Annotated in this window: 14 protein-coding genes; 8 read left to right on the top strand and 6 right to left on the bottom strand. The window is 70.2% G+C overall.

The genetic code is table 11. From position 1 onward, the window contains the following. The first annotated feature begins 4 nt into the window (after positions 1-4). The 8 genes from sctJ (at position 5) to asnB (ending at position 8428) form a co-directional block, all read left to right on the top strand. Positions 5-892: a type III secretion system inner membrane ring lipoprotein SctJ gene (gene sctJ, locus DID98_RS21975; RefSeq protein WP_044847610.1), complete on the top strand. Its 888-nt coding sequence runs from the start codon at positions 5-7 to the stop codon at positions 890-892. Next, positions 889-1629: a SctK family type III secretion system sorting platform protein gene (locus DID98_RS21980; RefSeq protein WP_124571415.1), complete on the top strand. Its 741-nt coding sequence runs from the start codon at positions 889-891 to the stop codon at positions 1627-1629. The genes sctJ and DID98_RS21980 overlap by 4 nt, the downstream gene beginning before the upstream one ends. Next, entirely contained in the window at positions 1611-2240 is a 630-nt protein-coding gene (gene sctL / locus DID98_RS21985; RefSeq protein ID WP_124522353.1) for a type III secretion system stator protein SctL, read from the top strand. The genes DID98_RS21980 and sctL overlap by 19 nt, the downstream gene beginning before the upstream one ends. Further along, positions 2237-3622 carry a type III secretion system ATPase SctN gene (gene sctN / locus DID98_RS21990; RefSeq protein WP_124522351.1) on the top strand — a complete coding sequence of 462 codons (1386 nt, stop codon included), beginning with the start codon at positions 2237-2239 and terminating at the stop codon, positions 3620-3622. Before sctL ends, sctN begins: the two co-directional genes overlap by 4 nt. After that, positions 3615-4346 carry a hypothetical protein gene (locus DID98_RS21995; RefSeq protein WP_124522349.1) on the top strand — a complete coding sequence of 244 codons (732 nt, stop codon included), beginning with the start codon at positions 3615-3617 and terminating at the stop codon, positions 4344-4346. The genes sctN and DID98_RS21995 overlap by 8 nt, the downstream gene beginning before the upstream one ends. Then, positions 4340-5149 (top strand): type III secretion system export apparatus subunit SctT, encoded by an 810-nt coding sequence (sctT, locus tag DID98_RS22000; RefSeq protein ID WP_124522347.1) that lies wholly within the window; start codon positions 4340-4342, stop codon positions 5147-5149. Before DID98_RS21995 ends, sctT begins: the two co-directional genes overlap by 7 nt. Before the next feature lie 24 nt (positions 5150-5173). After that, positions 5174-6205, top strand: coding sequence for an EscU/YscU/HrcU family type III secretion system export apparatus switch protein (locus tag DID98_RS22005; RefSeq protein WP_124522345.1), 1032 nt, complete (start codon positions 5174-5176; stop codon positions 6203-6205). Positions 6206-6460: 255 nt separating this feature from the next. Then, positions 6461-8428 (top strand): asparagine synthase (glutamine-hydrolyzing), encoded by a 1968-nt coding sequence (gene asnB / locus DID98_RS22010; RefSeq protein WP_124522343.1) that lies wholly within the window; start codon positions 6461-6463, stop codon positions 8426-8428. Between the two features lie 179 nt (positions 8429-8607). Here asnB and DID98_RS22015 read toward each other — a convergent pair whose 3' ends face one another. The 6 genes from DID98_RS22015 to DID98_RS22040 all read right to left on the bottom strand — a co-directional run bounded on the left by DID98_RS22015 (position 8608) and on the right by DID98_RS22040 (position 15244). After that, positions 8608-9426, bottom strand: coding sequence for a lytic transglycosylase domain-containing protein (locus DID98_RS22015; RefSeq protein ID WP_124485377.1), 819 nt, complete (start codon positions 9424-9426; stop codon positions 8608-8610). Next, complete coding sequence (gene sctR, locus DID98_RS22020) at positions 9423-10097, bottom strand: type III secretion system export apparatus subunit SctR (RefSeq protein WP_124485378.1); 675 nt, start codon at positions 10095-10097, stop codon at positions 9423-9425. Before sctR ends, DID98_RS22015 begins: the two co-directional genes overlap by 4 nt. A 3-nt stretch (positions 10098-10100) precedes the next feature. Next, positions 10101-11267 carry a type III secretion system cytoplasmic ring protein SctQ gene (gene sctQ / locus DID98_RS22025; protein ID WP_124522341.1) on the bottom strand — a complete coding sequence of 389 codons (1167 nt, stop codon included), beginning with the start codon at positions 11265-11267 and terminating at the stop codon, positions 10101-10103. Between the two features lie 431 nt (positions 11268-11698). Then, positions 11699-12097 (bottom strand): winged helix-turn-helix domain-containing protein, encoded by a 399-nt coding sequence (locus tag DID98_RS22030; protein WP_044846633.1) that lies wholly within the window; start codon positions 12095-12097, stop codon positions 11699-11701. A gap of 472 nt (positions 12098-12569) precedes the next feature. Then, complete coding sequence (locus DID98_RS22035) at positions 12570-14780, bottom strand: xanthine dehydrogenase family protein molybdopterin-binding subunit (RefSeq protein ID WP_124522339.1); 2211 nt, start codon at positions 14778-14780, stop codon at positions 12570-12572. 2 nt (positions 14781-14782) lie between these two features. Continuing rightward, on the bottom strand, positions 14783-15244 hold the full coding sequence (locus DID98_RS22040; protein ID WP_044846636.1) for a (2Fe-2S)-binding protein: 462 nt from the start codon (positions 15242-15244) through the stop codon (positions 14783-14785). Between the last annotated feature and the right edge of the window lie 149 nt (positions 15245-15393).

Raw genomic sequence — 15393 nt, forward strand, 5'->3', positions numbered from 1 at the left:
AACGATGACGACGATCGATTCGACGCCGCGCCTGCATGCGTGGCGCAGCCGGGCGGCGCGTGCGCTGCTCGCGGGACTGCTCGCGCTGCTGGCGGGCTGCCAGAAGGAGCTTTACTCCGGCCTGTCGGAGCGCGATGCGAACCAGATGGTTGCCGTGCTCGGCGACGCAGGGATCAGCGCGGCGAAGGACAACGACGCGCGCGACACGTCGGATCGCAACGCATGGCAGGTGAGCGTCGCGGACGGCGACATGCAGTCGGCGCTCACCGTGCTGCAGGCGAACGGGCTGCCGAAGCCGAGCTACGCGAGCCTCGGCGAGCTGTTCCAGAAGCAGGGGCTCGTGTCGACGCCGGCCGAGGAGCGCGTGCGCTACCTGTATGGCGTGTCGCAGGACCTGTCGCGCACGCTGCAGGACATCGAGGGCGTGGTAGTCGCGCGCGTGCAGGTCGTGATTCCGGAGAACGATCCGCTTGCGGACAAGATCAAGCCGTCGTCGGCGGCCGTGTACATCCGCTACCGGCCCGGCGTGGACCTGCGCGCGATGGCGCCGATGGTGAAGGATCTCGTCGCGCACAGCATCGAAGGGCTGCAGTACGACAACGTGTCGCTGTTCCTGCAGCCGGCCGCCGCGCGCACGGCGCGCGTGGACGGGATCGGCAGCGCGGTGTCGGACATCCTGCGGCTGCGCTCGCCGCTCGGCTGGCTGGTGTTCGCGCTGATCCTGCTGACCTGCGCGGTGATCGCGCTGTCGGCCGCGCGGCGCGGGATGTTCGGCGCGCGGCTGGCCGGGCTGGTCGGCGGCGCACCGCGCGGCGGCAACGGTGCAGGCGGCGCGTCCGCGCAGTCGGGCGGCAGCCTGCGCACGCCGGACGGCGCGCGCGACGGCGCATGAACGAGCCGCATGTGCTGCCGCCGGGCGTTGCGCCCGATGCCGTGTCGCTGCCGTGGCTGCAATCTCTCGCGGCGCCGCCCGCTGCGCGGCGCGCGGCGTTTCATGCGCTCGTCTGCGAATTCAACCTGCGGCCCGACCGTTATCTGCACGTGACGCGCGTGCCGGCCGACTGGCCCGCGCGTTACCGCTCGCCCGACGCGTTCGGCCCGGCCGGTCGCAAGCTGCTTGCGCGCCGTCTGCTCGATGCGAACGGCGTGGCCGAACATCACGACTTCGACCTCGCGAATCCGTGCGCGCGGCTTGCGCTGCTGCCCGGCGCGGCGCTCGAACAGCTCGCATCGTATGCGGGCTTGCTGCTGCATCGCGGCTGGCTGCGCGATGCGCTGGCCGTGCGCCGCATTCGCGCGGAAGTCGCGGCGAAGCTCGGCGGCGATGCATTGGAGCTCGCGCTCGAGCGCGCGCCGGAATTCGGTGCGCTCTCGGACACGCTCGAGCCGTGGCGCGCCGATCCGGCCGCGCTGCCGGTGGTGATCCGTGCGCGCGGCGGGCGGCTGCTCGCGGATTTCATCGGCGTGGCGGGCGATGCGGTCGCGCGGCGCGCGCGCCTGAAATTCAACCGCGCGATCGACGACGAAGCGCCGTACTGGCTGAACCGCGCGCAGCGCGACCAGTTCGGCGAATTGCTGTTCCTGTTTCTGATTCCCGAGAGGCTTGCGTCATGGGACTGGCTTTTCTGATCACGAGCGACAACCTGCAGCTGCTGTCGGAGCGCAAGGTGCTCAAGGAGCGCGAATACGCGGCGCTGCTCGACGCGTCCGCGGTGATCGCGACCGCGCGCGACGAGGCCGCGCGCATCGTCGCCGATGCGCAGCGCGAATTCGACCGGCGCCAGGCGGCCGGCTACGACGAAGGGATGCGCCGCGCGCAGCGCGAGCATGCGGCGCAGGCCTATACGCAGGCGCTGGCCGCCGCGCGCACGATGGAGTCGATGAAGGATTCGATGGCCGACATCGTCGTGAAGGCCGTGCGCGCGATCGTCGGCGAGATGGCCACGCAGAAGCTGTACGAGGCCGCGCTCGCGCGGATCGCGCCGCTCGTGCGCGACGAGGCGTTCCTGATCGTGCGGGTCGCGCCGGGCCGCGAGGACGAGATGCGCGACGCGCTCGAGCGCGCGTTCGCCGGCCAGTCGAACCGGCAACGGATCCGCATCGTCGAGGATGCGCAGCTCGAACGCCACGCATGCACGGTCGAGACGCCGTCCGGGCGCATCGATGCGAGCCTCGACCTGCAGATCGACGCGCTGCGCCAGGCGATCCGCCGCGACGCGCTGAAGGGCTCGCCGCGATGAACGCGCCGCTCGACGATCCGCAACCGAACGGCCTCGAGAGCGACGACGATGCCGCGTCGTTCGATCGCGGCCGCCTCGTCGGCGATCTCGACGCGGGGCTCGCGTTCTTCTCGCCGGTGTCGGTGCAGGGCCGCGTCAATCACGCGGTCGGGCAGATCCTCAATGCGACGGGCATTCGCGCGCGGCTCGGCGAGATCTGCGAGCTGCGCACGCCGAACCAGCCGACGCTGCTCGCCGAAGTGGTCGGCTTCTCGCGGCAGACCACGCTGCTTACGCCGCTCGGCGACGTGGCCGGGCTGTCGCCGGAGACGAGCGTCGTGCCGTCCGGGCGCGAGCATGTGTTTCCGGTCGGCGAAGCGCTGTTCGGCCGCGTGCTCGACGGGCTCGGCCGGCCGCTCGACGATCGCGGGCCGGTGACGGGCGCCGCGTGGGTGTCGACGCAGCAGGACCCGCCGAACCCGCTCGCGCGCAAGCTGATCGACACGCCGTTTCCGACCGGCGTGCGCGTGATCGACGGCCTGATGACGCTCGGCATCGGCCAGCGCGTCGGCATCTTCGCGCCGTCCGGCGTCGGCAAGAGCACGCTGCTCGGGATGATCGCGCGCGGCGCGCAGGCCGACGTGAACGTGATCGCGCTGGTCGGCGAACGCGGCCGCGAAGTGCGCGAGTTCATCGAGCACAGCCTGTCGCCCGAGGTGCGCGCGCGCTCGATCGTCGTCGTGTCGACGTCCGATCGTCCGGCGATGGAGCGCGTGAAATCCGCGCTGGTCGCGACCGCGATCGCCGAGCACTTCCGCGATGCGGGCAAGCGCGTGCTGCTGCTGGTCGATTCGCTGACGCGTTTCGCTCGCGCGCAGCGCGAGGTCGGCCTCGCGAGCGGCGAGCCGCCGACGCGGCGCAGCTTCCCGCCGTCGACGTTCGCCGTGCTGCCGCGCCTGCTCGAACGCGCGGGGCAGGGCGCGACCGGCTCGATCACCGCGCTGTATACGGTGCTCGTTGAAGGCGATGAGGAATCCGATCCGATCGCCGAGGAAGTGCGCTCGATCCTCGACGGTCACATCGTGCTGTCGCGCAAGATCGCGCTCGCGAACCGCTATCCGGCGATCGACGTGCTCGCGAGCCTGTCGCGCGTGATGCCGCTCGTCGCGAGCCGCGCGCATCAGCAAGCGGCCGCGCGCGTGCGCGAGCTGATCGCGAAGTACCAGGAAATCGAGCTGCTCGTGCAGATCGGCGAGTACCGCGAAGGCAGCGACCGGCTCGGCGATCTCGCGCTGCGTGCGCGCGATGCGATCGGTGCGTTCTGCGCGCAGGCGTCGCACGAGGACGTGCGTTTCGACGCGCTGCTCGCGAAGCTGACGAAACTCGCGAACGACCATGTCTGAAGCCGACGACCGTCTCGTGCTCGCGACGCTCGCCCGCCTGAAGCGCGTGCGCGAGATGCGCAGCCAGATCGCGCGCGTGGCGGCCGCGCGCCAGCAGGGCATCGCTGCGCAGAGCCGGCGCGCGCTCGACGCCGCGCACGCGCAGCTTGCGCAGCAGGTCGCGGCGAAGGCCGCGATCCAGACGCGCCTCGCCGATGACGTGCGCGAGGCGCGCGCGTTGCAGAACGCGGCGGCCGATACGCGCACGTTCGACCGCCATATCGGTGTCGCGCACGCGTCGGTCAGCGAGGCCGCGCACCTGCACCGCGGTCACGAGGCCACGCTCGCCGACCTGCAGCGCGCCGCGCGCAAGGCGAAGGCCGCTGAGGACAAGCTGGACAAGGCCGGCGAGAAGGCCCTGCAGGCGCGCGCGGCGCGGGTCGAGCGCGACGCCGATGAAGTCGCGGATGCGCATGCGGTGCGGCGCTTCGCGACGGCCGGCGTGTGGGCGGGCGACGCGCAGGGGCATGCATCGGGGCAGCCTGACATGGCCGCCGCGTTCGATGCGGAAATGGTGTCGCGACCGGCGGGGGTAGACGCGATGGACGCGACGGACACGGCAAACACGGCAAACACGGCAAACACGCGCGCAGCGGCCGGCAACGCCGATCCGGGCGGCGCAACTGTCCCGGCCGCCACCATCGACGATCCGGCGCCGCCCGCCGCCGCGGAGCGCCGATGCTAGACCACGCCGCGAACTTCAACGACATCGCCGGCACGCTGCGTCCGCTGCTCTACGTGATGCCGCGCCTGCTGCCGATCATGTTCGTCGTGCCGGTGTTCAACGAGCAGATCGTCACGGGCCTCGTGCGCAACGGCATCGCGGTCGTGATCGCCGCGTTCGTCGCGCCGGTGATCGACCCGGCACAGGTCGCCGCGCTGCCGTTCCTGATGTGGTGCCTGCTCGTCGCGAAGGAGGCGGTGATCGGCATGCTGCTCGCGGGTGCGTTCAGCGCGGTGCTGTTCGCGATCCAGGGCGTCGGCTACCTGATCGATTTCCAGACCGGCAGCGGCAGCGCCGCGTTCTTCGATCCGATGGGCGGGCACGAGGGCGGACCGACGTCGGGGTTCCTGAATTTCGTCGCGATCGCGCTGTTCGTCACCGCGGGCGGCCTGCAGGTGCTCGTGCAACTGTTCGCGCAGTCGTACGCGTGGTGGCCGATCGGCTCGCTCGGCCCCGACTTCTCGTCGATGCTGCAGACCTTCGTCGTGCGGCAGACCGACACGATCTTCGAATGGATGGTGAAGCTCGCCGCGCCGGTGATCATCGTGCTGGTGCTGGTCGAGCTCGGCATCGGCCTCGTCGGGCGCGCGGTGCCGCAGCTGAACGTCTTCGTGTTCGCGCAGCCGCTGAAGAGCGCGCTCGCGGTGCTGATGATGGTGCTGTTCCTGCCGGTGGTATACGCGTCGCTGCGCGCGCTGCTGAGCCCCGACAGCGGGCTGATGGCGCTGCTGCGCGCGCTGTTCGCCGCGCACGGCGGCGCGTGACGGCCCCGCCGGACCGGAGCGACGATGGCCGAAAAGAACCAGCAGCCGACCGCGAAGCGCCTGCGCGAGGCGCGCCAGAAAGGCGATGTGCCGAAGAGCGCGGAGACGATCTCGTCCGCGTTCTTCGTCGGCGTGTGCGTCGCGCTCGCGGTCGGGCTCGGCACGTTGTTCGCGCGGCTGCAGGCGCTGTTCCGGCTCGTGTTCGATGCGGCGGGCGCCAGCGATCCTTTCGCGCGGCTCGCGGTGCTGATCGACGGCGCCGCGCGCGACTGGGCGCTGCTGTCCGCGCAGATCGTCGCGGCCGGGCTGCTGGCCGGCCTGCTGGCCGGCTTCGTGCAGGTGGGCGGCGTGATGGCGTGGAGCCGGCTCGTGCCGCAGCTGTCGCGGCTCAATCCCGCCGAGGGGCTGAAGAACATGGTGTCGATGCGCAACCTCGTGAACCTCGCGAAGATGCTGCTGAAGACCGTGCTGCTGGTCGCGACGCTCGGCTGGCTGATCGTCGAGTCGCTCGACCCGGCGGTGCAGTCCGGCTTCACGCGGCCGATGTCGATTCTCGCGCTGATCGTGAAGCTGCTGATGCTGCTGTTCGGCTGGGCCGCGCTGATCTATATCGTGATGGCGCTGATCGACATCGTGCATCAGCGGCGCGAGTTCAATCAGAAGATGAAGATGTCGATCGAGGAAGTGCGGCGCGAGCACAAGGAAGACGAAGGCGACCCGCACATCGAGGCGAAGCGCCGGCAGCTCGCGCGCGAAGCGCAGTTCTCGTCGCTGCCCGACCGGATCGGCTTCGCGTCGGTGGTCGTCTATTCGTCGAGCGTCGCGGTCGCGCTCTATTACGGCGGCGTCGGCACACTGCCATGGGTGCTCGCGCGCGGCGAGGGCGAGGCGGCCGAACGGATCGTACGGCTCGCGCGCGACGCGCTGCGTCCGACGCTTGCGAACGCCGGCCTCGCGCAGGCGCTGTACGAGAGCACGCCAGAAAAGGGCACGATCCAGCAACGGCATTTCCGCGAAGTCGCGCAGTTGCTGAAGTGGGCGACCGGCGCGGCCTGACGTGCTCGAACTGTCGGGGCCGGAACATCGAAAGGCGCGCGGTTCAGCGATGCGTCGTGATGGGGCCCTGTTTCCGCTTCACCGGGCCGGTCGCACGCAGTGCTTGACGCCGGTTTTTTTCCGGGGTCGTCCGAGATTCACCCATGAATTATTGCTGATTTATTTCTTCGTAATATGGCTCGACCGTCAGCCGGACGGCGGGCTGCGAGGTTGCGCCGCCGCTGACGGAACAGGTCAACAGAGGCAGACAAATCAATGTGCGGAATCGACGGCTTTCTGAATAGCGTCGCCTTCGATGAGGAGACAGCGCGCGGCACGCTCGCGCGAATGACGGCGAGCCTCGCGCATCGCGGCCCCGACGGGCAGGGCCTCTGGGTCGACCCGGAAGCCGGTATCGCGCTCGGCCACCGGCGGCTTGCGATCGTCGATCTGTCGGTCCACGGCCGGCAGCCGATGGCATCCGCGTGCGGCCGCTACGTCATGGTCTTCAACGGCGAAATCTATAACCATCGCGAGTTGCGCGCGGAGCTCGGGCGCGCGGGTCGCGCACCGGCGTGGCGCGGCCACTCCGACAGCGAGGTGCTGATCGCGGCGATCGCCGCGTGGGGCGTCGAGGCGGCGCTGCGGCGCACGACCGGCATGTTCGCGTTCGCGCTGTGGAATCGTGCGTCGCGGGTGCTGACGCTCGCGCGCGACCGGATCGGCGAGAAGCCGCTCTACTACGGTCGGATCGGCGACGCACTGGTGTTCGCGTCGGAGCTGAAGGCGCTGCGCGGCTACCCGGGCTTCGACGGCACGATCGATCGCGACGCGCTGTGCCTGTACCTGCGCCAGTCGAGCGTGCCCGCGCCGCATACGATCTATCGCGGCATCAGCAAGCTGCCGCCGGGCACCTTCATCCAGTTCGAGCATGCGCGCGACACGCCGCGCCTGCGCGCGTACTGGACGCTCGAGCAGGCGATCGAAGCCGGCCGCGAGCGGCCATTCGAGGGCAGCGCCGACGAGGCCGTCGATCAGCTCGACACGATCCTGCGCCAGGCCGTCGCGCGGCAGATGGAAGCCGACGTACCGCTCGGCGCGTTCCTGTCGGGCGGCATCGATTCGTCGGCGATCGTCGCGCTGATGCAGGCGCAGTCGGCGAAGCCGGTCGACACGTTCACGATCGGCTTTCACGAGGCCGGCTACGACGAGGCCGGCTATGCGAAGGCGGTCGCGCGCCACCTCGGCACGCGGCATACCGAGCTCTACGTGACGGCCGACCATGCGCTCGGCGTCGTGCCGAAACTGCCGACGATCTATGACGAGCCGTTCTCCGATGCGTCGCAGATTCCGACCTTCCTCGTGTCGGAGCTGACGCGCCGGCACGTGAAGGTGAGCCTGTCCGGCGACGGCGGCGACGAGCTGTTCGGCGGCTATACGCGCTACTTCCTGACGCCGCGCCTGTGGCGCAAGCTGCATCGCGTGCCGGCGGCGGTGCGCGCGCGGATCGCCGCCGCGCTGCATGCGCTGCGTCCCGATCATGCGGACCAGCTCGCGGCGGTCGCGCAGGGCGCATGGAGCGGCGTGGAAGCACGCGACTCGGCGACCCGCATCGGCGACCGGCTGCACAAGCTCGGCCACGTGATGACGGCCGAGAGCCGCATCGCGCTGTACCGGCTGCTGATGTCGTCGGTGCATCATCCGGAGCGCATCGCGCTGGCCGGAAAGGAACCGCCGACCCCGCTCGATACGGTGTCCGCATGGCCCGCGAACCTGAGCTTCGCCGAGCAGGCGATGGCGATCGACACGCTCACGTACCTGCCGACCGACATCCTCGCGAAGGTCGACCGCGCGGCGATGGCGGTGAGCCTCGAGACGCGCATGCCGTTCCTCGATCATCACGTCGTCGAATTCGCATGGCGCGTGCCCGCGTCGGTGCGTTTGCCGGAAGGGCAGTCGAAGGCGCTGCTGCGCCGGCTGCTGGACCGGTACGTGCCGTCGGCGCTGATCGACCGGCCGAAGCAGGGCTTCTGCGCGCCCGTCGATCACTGGCTGCGCGGCGCGCTGCGCGACTGGGCCGACGCGTTGCTGCAGCCGTCGCGGCTGCGTGACGAGGGCTTCTTCGACGCGGCGGCGGTCGACCGGCTGTGGCGCCAGCACCAGTCGGGCCGGATGAACTGGCAGCATCAGCTGTGGACGGTGCTGATGTTCCAGGCGTGGCTGGAGGCGCAGCGCGCTGCGTGAAGCGGGGCGGTGCCGAAGTTTCGCGCACGCTTGGAGGCACAGCGCGCTGCATGAAGCGGGATGACGCGGCGCGGTTCGGAAGTTCCGGGCACGGCTGGAGGCACAGCGCGCCGCATGAAGCAGGGCGACGCGGCACGCCGCGTCATCCGATGCACGTCATGCCGGCGTCGCGTCGACGCTCACTGATCGAGACAGCGCACGCACAGCCGCTTCGCCTGGCTCGCCGGCAAGCCGCGGCACATCATCACGACCGGGCGCGCATGGCACGACGGCGCGTCGGCGGAGGCCGCGGGCGACGCGAGCCTGCGCGCGCGTTCGGGCGGCGTGGTCGCGGCCGCGTCCATGCGCCGTTGTCGCGCGGGCGGCGGCGTATCGCTCACCACCGGAATCGGCTCGACGCCGCCTTCGCGCGCATTGCGCCGCGCGCTCGCGACGACGCGGCTCACGTAGCCGCTCGAGAACCCGGTCGTGAAGTTGCCGCTGTAGTAGCACGACAGCGCCGCGCGCAACGCGGCCTGCGCGGGACGGCCGGTATTCGACGAGCGCGCGAAGCATTCGGTCAGGATCGCGCCGCCCGCCCGCAGGTTGCGGCACGGTTCGAACATCGTCGTGTCGTCGAGGCCGTATTTCGCGAAGTTTCGTTCGTTCACCTGAGCTAGGCCGACACTGTAGCTGAAGCCGCGCGCGGCCAGCTCGCTCGTGGTCGCGCGCGCTTCGTCGAGCGACGCGGGCTGGCGCGTCAGGTGGCCGCCGACCACGCCGATCGCATACGGGTTGAAACCGGATTCGGTGCGCACCAGCGCGGCGAGCGTGTCGGGATCGACGTTCGGCGCGCACGCGCGCGCGAGCTGCGCGAAGCCGGCGGCGCTGCCGGCCGCGTGCGCGCTGCGCGGCTGCAGGCCCGCGCCGGCGAGCGTCAACGCCAGCGCGATCAGCACGGCCGGCGCGATCACTGCGCGCAGGTTCGGCACGACGCTGCGCAACGCGCGCGCGTTCATCCCGCCCCCGATACGCGGTACGACAGCACGAGCCCGTGCACGAGCAGCGACCAGCCGTCGAGCGCGACGAACAGCAGCAGCTTGAACGGCACCGAGATCGTCGTCGGCGAGATCATCTGCATCCCGAGCGCGAGCAGGATGTTTGCGACCAGCAGGTCGACGACGATGAACACGATGTAGATCACGAAGCCGATCTGGAATGCCTTGGTCAGCTCGGCGAGCGTGAAGCTCGGCACCAGCACGAGCAGGTCGTCGTCCTTGATGCCGTCCGCGCGGTTCTTCGGCCAGACCGAGGTTGCCGTGCGCACGAAGAATTCGCGATCGCGCTGCCGCGTGTGCGACACCAGGAAATCCTTGACCGGCGGCAGCGCGGCATCGGCGAGCGCGCCGATATCGGCGGTCGACAGCTGCCCCGACGCGTCGAAGTGGCGTGCCTGCAGCGCGTCGCGGATCGACATCCCGACCGGCGCCATGATGAACAGCGACAGGATCAGCGCGATGCCGTTCAGCACGAGGTTCGGCGGCACCTGCTGGATTCCGAGCGCGGAGCGCAGCAGGCCAAGCACGACCACGAGCTTCGTATAGCTCGTCACCATCAGCGCGGCGAACGGCGCGATGCCGAGCGCGGCGATCACCGCGATCAGCGCGACCGGATTCGGCAGGCTGCCCATCGTTCAGCGCTCGCGCGGCGCGGGCTGCGTCAGCGTGACGACGCGCACGCCGAGCTTCTGGCCGACCGCGATCAGGTGGCCGGTGCCGATCAGCATCCCGTTCGCGACGAGATGGATCACGCTCTGGTTGATGCCTTGCTGCAGCTCGATCACCGCGCCCGGCTGCAGTGCGCCGAGTTCGCCGAGCGGGATCGACGTGGGCGGCAATTCGAAACGCAGGTCGACCGCGAGGCCGTCGAGCGAGCGCGGCGCATCGTCGGGCGGCGCATCGTGCGCGCTCGTGGGCGGGGTTTCGGTGCGGGTCGGTTCCAATGGCATCTCCCTGATTCGTTCGACGGTCAGCCGGTTGCCCGACGGCCGTCCGGTGATCTCCCACGCCGGCGCGGCCGGCACCCGCGCGACGCACAGCAGGTTCTGCTCGTGCGCGCGCCAGCGTTCGATCGCGATGATGTCGCCACCGACGACGTCGGCCAGTTCGGCCATCGTCAGCTCGGTCCGGCCGATCTCGAATACCAGCGGCACCGGCAGGCCCGCATACGCGGCGCGGGTGTCGGGCCGCGCGGCCGCCGGCGTCGGTGTCGCGAAGAACACCGCGAGCGCGTCCGGCGCATCGAACAGCAGCGCGCCGTGGCAGCGCCAGGCGCCGTCGGCGCGACGCAGCTCGAAGCGCAGCGCGGCCGGCGCGGTGCGCCACGCGGGCACGCTCGCCGGCGGCGGCAGCAATTCCACGCGCTGCCGCGTCGCGGCCTGCAACACGGCCGAGAGCGGCGCGGCAAGGTCGGCGAGCAGCGCCGCGCGGATCACGGCCGGCACGGCCGGGTCGGCCGCGTCGCCGAGCCATGCGCTTTCCGCGACCGGATCGATCCACAGCGTGCCGGCGGCCGGGCCGATGACGAAGCGGTAGGCATGCGCGTCGGCGGCCGGTTCGGCATCGGCGCGCCAGCGCACCTCGTACGCGTGTTCGCCGAGCGTGACCGGGACCGCGGCCGTCGCGCCGTACGCATGCGACAGCCCGCGCGCGGCGGCGGCGGACAGGCGCGGCAGCCAGGGCGACGCGTCGAGCGCGACCGCGGCCGGCGGGGGCGGGATGGCGGCCGGGGTGGCGGCGGCGGGCGGAGCCCGATTCGCGGCGTCGCCGGCGTCGGCATTCGTCAGGGACAGCGCAGGCACGGCGGGATCAGGGCGGATTCGGCGTTGGTTCGACGGGTTGTTGTGGCCGGCGGCGCAGGGGGCGCGCGGCTGCTGCGTCGATTGTAGGGACGCCGCCGGCCGCGTGCCGCGCCGGAATCCGTAGTCGTGTCCAGCGCGGGGCCGCGCGGGTGGCGGCGAGCTACGAAGCCTTTTGTCGGGGGGCGTGGCGGGGCGGTGGTGGGTCGGCGCGGTGTCGCGGCGGCGTGGCGTGCGATAGCGCAGCCGCTAATCGACGGCACGCGCGCTTGCATGCGACTGCCGCAAACGCGGCCGCCGCCCGATGGCGGCGGTCGTGTCGCGGCGGGGAAGGCGTGCCCGGCCACGAGACGCTCCGGGTCGCGCGTGCAGCGCCGTGGAGGAGCCTTGTCGGCGCGCCGCGCTGCGGCGGCGCGCGGGTGAGCCGCTACGCGTTACGCGTAGTCGGCGGCCAGCGCCTGCTGGGGTGCGGCGCGCAGGATCGGCGCCACATCGTGGCGTTCGACGTGCGTCATGGCCGCGCCGAACAGCACCAGCCGATAGCCGACCGCATAGATCGGGATGATCCGCAGGTTCTTGTCGTGATCGAGCTGCAGCTTCGAACGGATGCGCGAGATATGGGTGTCGAGCGTGCGCGACGACACGCCGAGCTCGCGGCCCCAGACCGCTTCCTGGATCGCTTGCCGCGGCACGATCTTGTTCATGTTGTCGAGCAGGAATTCGACGACATCGAATTCACGCGGCGTGACGTCGACGACTTTGTTGTCGATTTCGATCGTGCGGCGCACGAAGTTGATTTTTATGTTGTCGATGTACAGGTATTTGCAATCCATGTTGGCCCTCGCATGTCCGTAAAGGAGTGTTTGCGGGTCATGTACCGCAACTTCCGGGCCAGGGACGGGCTGACAGGAATCGACGGGTGGTCGGGGCGGGGTGGGCGGTGCGCCAGCCTTGAATCTAAAAGAATTTTTAACGTGGGGCGTGTGGTGTGCTTCGGAAGGGTCGGAGCAACATTGAAGGATTGTTACGTAGCATCCGGCGGGAACGTTACGGGCGTTACGGACGTTACGGGCGGCGTAACGTGCGGAACGCGCGGTTCGCCCAGCGCGAACGGGGTTTCGGGCGGATGACGAACCCTACATCGAACCCTATCCGGGTTAGCCGTTTTTATAAGTGAATTAATGGTTTGCAGAAGATTTTTGCCGACTTGGAACCCTACATTGGAAGCCGCAGGCTCGGCAATAAAAAACCGGCCGCGCAACGTTCCCGTCACGCGGCCGGCCCGGCGTCTCTTCGTTCCGCTCGTCAAGCCTTCGCCGTATCGCCCGAATCGAACGGCAGCACGTAATGCCGCTTGCCGGTCGCCGCGAAGATCGCGTTGGCGACCGCCGGCCCGACCGGAGCGACACCCGGCTCACCGACGCCCGTCGGCGCCTCGCCCGACGGCACGATATGCACCTCGACCTTCGGCATCTCGGCCATCCGCAGCACGTGATAGCCGTCGAAGTTGCGCTGCTCGACATGGCCGTCCTTCAGCGTGATTGCGCTGTGCAGCGCCGCGCCGAGCCCGAAGCCGATGCCGCCTTCCATCTGCGCGGCGACGATGTCGGGATTGATCGCGATTCCGCAGTCAACCGCGCACACCACGCGCTCGACCTTCACCTTGCCGTCGGCGTCGACCGACACTTCCGCGACCTGCGCGACGTAGCTCTTGAACGCCTCGGCCACCGCGATCCCGCGCCCGCGGCCCTTCGGCAGCGGTTTCGCCGGATCCCAGCCGGCCTTCTGCGCGGCCAGCTCGAGCACCGCGCGCATCCGCGGCTCCTTCGCGAGCAGGTCGCGGCGGAACAGGTACGGATCCTTGCCCGCCGCGTGCGCGGCTTCGTCGATGAACGCCTCGACCGCGTAGGCCGTGTGCGAGCTGCCGACCACGCGCCACCACAGCACGGGCAGGCCGACCTTGGTGGTGGTCAGTTCGACCGACACGTTCGGCACTGCGTACGGCAGGTTCGCCGCACCCTCGACCGACGTCGCGTCGATTCCGTCCTTGACCATGAACGCCTCGAACGGCGTGCCGGCGAGGATCGACTGGCCGACGATCCGGTGGCGCCAGCCGACCAGCCGGCCGTCCGCGGTCAGCCCCGCGTCGAGCTTGTGGAAGTACATCGGGCGATAGAAGCCGCCCTGGATGTCGTCCTCGCGCGTCCACTGCAGCTTGACCGGCTTGCCGTCCGCGCCGAGCGCCTTCGCGATCGACACGGCCTCGACCACGTAGTCCGACCACGCGTTCGCGCGCCGGCCGAAGCTGCCGCCCGCGTACAGCGTGTGGATCTGCACCTGCTCGGGCTTCAGGCCCGCGACCCTGGCGGCGTTGCCCTGGTCGACCGTCTGGAACTGGTCGCCGGCCCAGATCTCGCAGCTGTTGGCGCTCAGCTTGACGACCGCGTCGAGCGGCTCCATCGGCGCGTGCGCGAGATACGGAAATTCGTAGGTCGCGCTGACCTTGCGCGCGGCGCCCGCGATCGCCGCGTCGGCATCGCCGTCCTTGCGGGCCGACGCGCCGGGCTGCGCGGCGAGCTGCCGGTACTCGCGCATGAGCTGGTCCGAGCTGCGCTTTTCGGCGTTGGTTTCGTCCCAGTCGACCTTCAGCGCGTCGCGGCCCTGCTTCGCGGCCCAGAAACCGTTCGCGACGACCGCGACGCCGCCCGGCACCTGCACGACCGACACCACGCCCGGCACGGCCTTCGCGGCCGTCGCGTCGAACGACTTGACCGTCGCGCCGAAGCGCGGCGGGCGCTGCAGCAGCGCGACGCGCATGCCGGGGAAGGTCGTGTCGAGCGTGAAATGCGCGGTGCCGTTCGACTTGGCCGACCCGTCGACGCGCGCAATGCGATGGCCGATCAGCTTGAAGTCGGCCGGCTGCTTCAGCGTGACCTTGTCGGGCACCGGCAGTTTCGACGCGTCGGCGACGAGCGTGCCGTAGGCGGCCGTCTTGCCGCTCTTCGCATGCGTGACGACGCCGTTGGCGGTGGTCAGTTCGCCGGCCGGCACCTTCCAGCGCGCCGCCGCGGCCGACACGAGCATCGCGCGGGCCTTGCCGCCCGCTTCGCGCAATTGCTGCCACGAGTTCGACATGGCCGAGCTGCCGCCCGTGCCCTGCATCGTGCCGAACGCGAGGTTCGCATAGCGCTTCGCATCGGCCGGTGCGCTTTCGACGCGCACGCTCGACCAGTCCGCGTCGAGTTCCTCGGCGACGATCGTCGCGATGCCCGTGTACGCGCCCTGGCCCATTTCGACATGTTTTGCGATGACCGTGACCTTGCCGTCGGGCGTGATGCGCAGGAATGCATTCGGCGCGAAGTCGGCGGCGGCCGCCGTCGCGGCGAGCGCGCGGCGGCCGAGGCCGGCCCATTCGAAGCCGATCGTCAGGCTGACGGCGGCCGCGGCACCCGCGGCCTTCAGGAACGTGCGGCGCGACGGTCGCACCGAGCCGGCGTTGTCGAGTTCGATCGTCATGGTCAGGCTCCCAGCGTCGCGGCCGCGTCGTGGATCGCGGCCCGGATCCGGGCGTAGGTCGCACAGCGGCAGATGTTGCCGTTCATCGCGGCGTCGATGTCCGCGTCGGTCGGCTTCGGGTTCTGTTCGAGCAGGGCGGTTGCCGACATGATCTGGCCGGACTGGCAATAGCCGCACTGCGGCACCTGCAGCTTCACCCAGGCGGCCTGCACGGCCTGCGCGGGTTTGCTCTCGAGGCCTTCGATCGTCGTGATGTGCTTGCCCGCGATGCCGGCGAGCGGCAGCACGCACGAGCGCACGGCCTGGCCTTCGAGATGGACGGTGCACGCGCCGCACTGCGCCATGCCGCAGCCGAACTTCGTGCCGGTCAGCCCCGCGTGCTCGCGGATTGCCCAGAGGACGGGCATCGACGGATCGGCGTCGAGCGTGACACTCTTGCCGTTCAGGACAAACGTGGTGGGCATTTTTTGTCTCCGTGGGGAAAACCCGGCATGCGCCGGATCAGGTGGCAGTGTGCGCGAACGGCCGATTTTTACGTCTACCCAATCCTGCAAATTTATTGAACAATCCTGCAAATCCCCGGCGCGGCGGCGAGCGATTCGCTATGCTCCCG

It is taken from the genome of Burkholderia sp. Bp8984 (assembly GCF_003853755.1).
Lineage (GTDB): Bacteria > Pseudomonadota > Gammaproteobacteria > Burkholderiales > Burkholderiaceae > Burkholderia.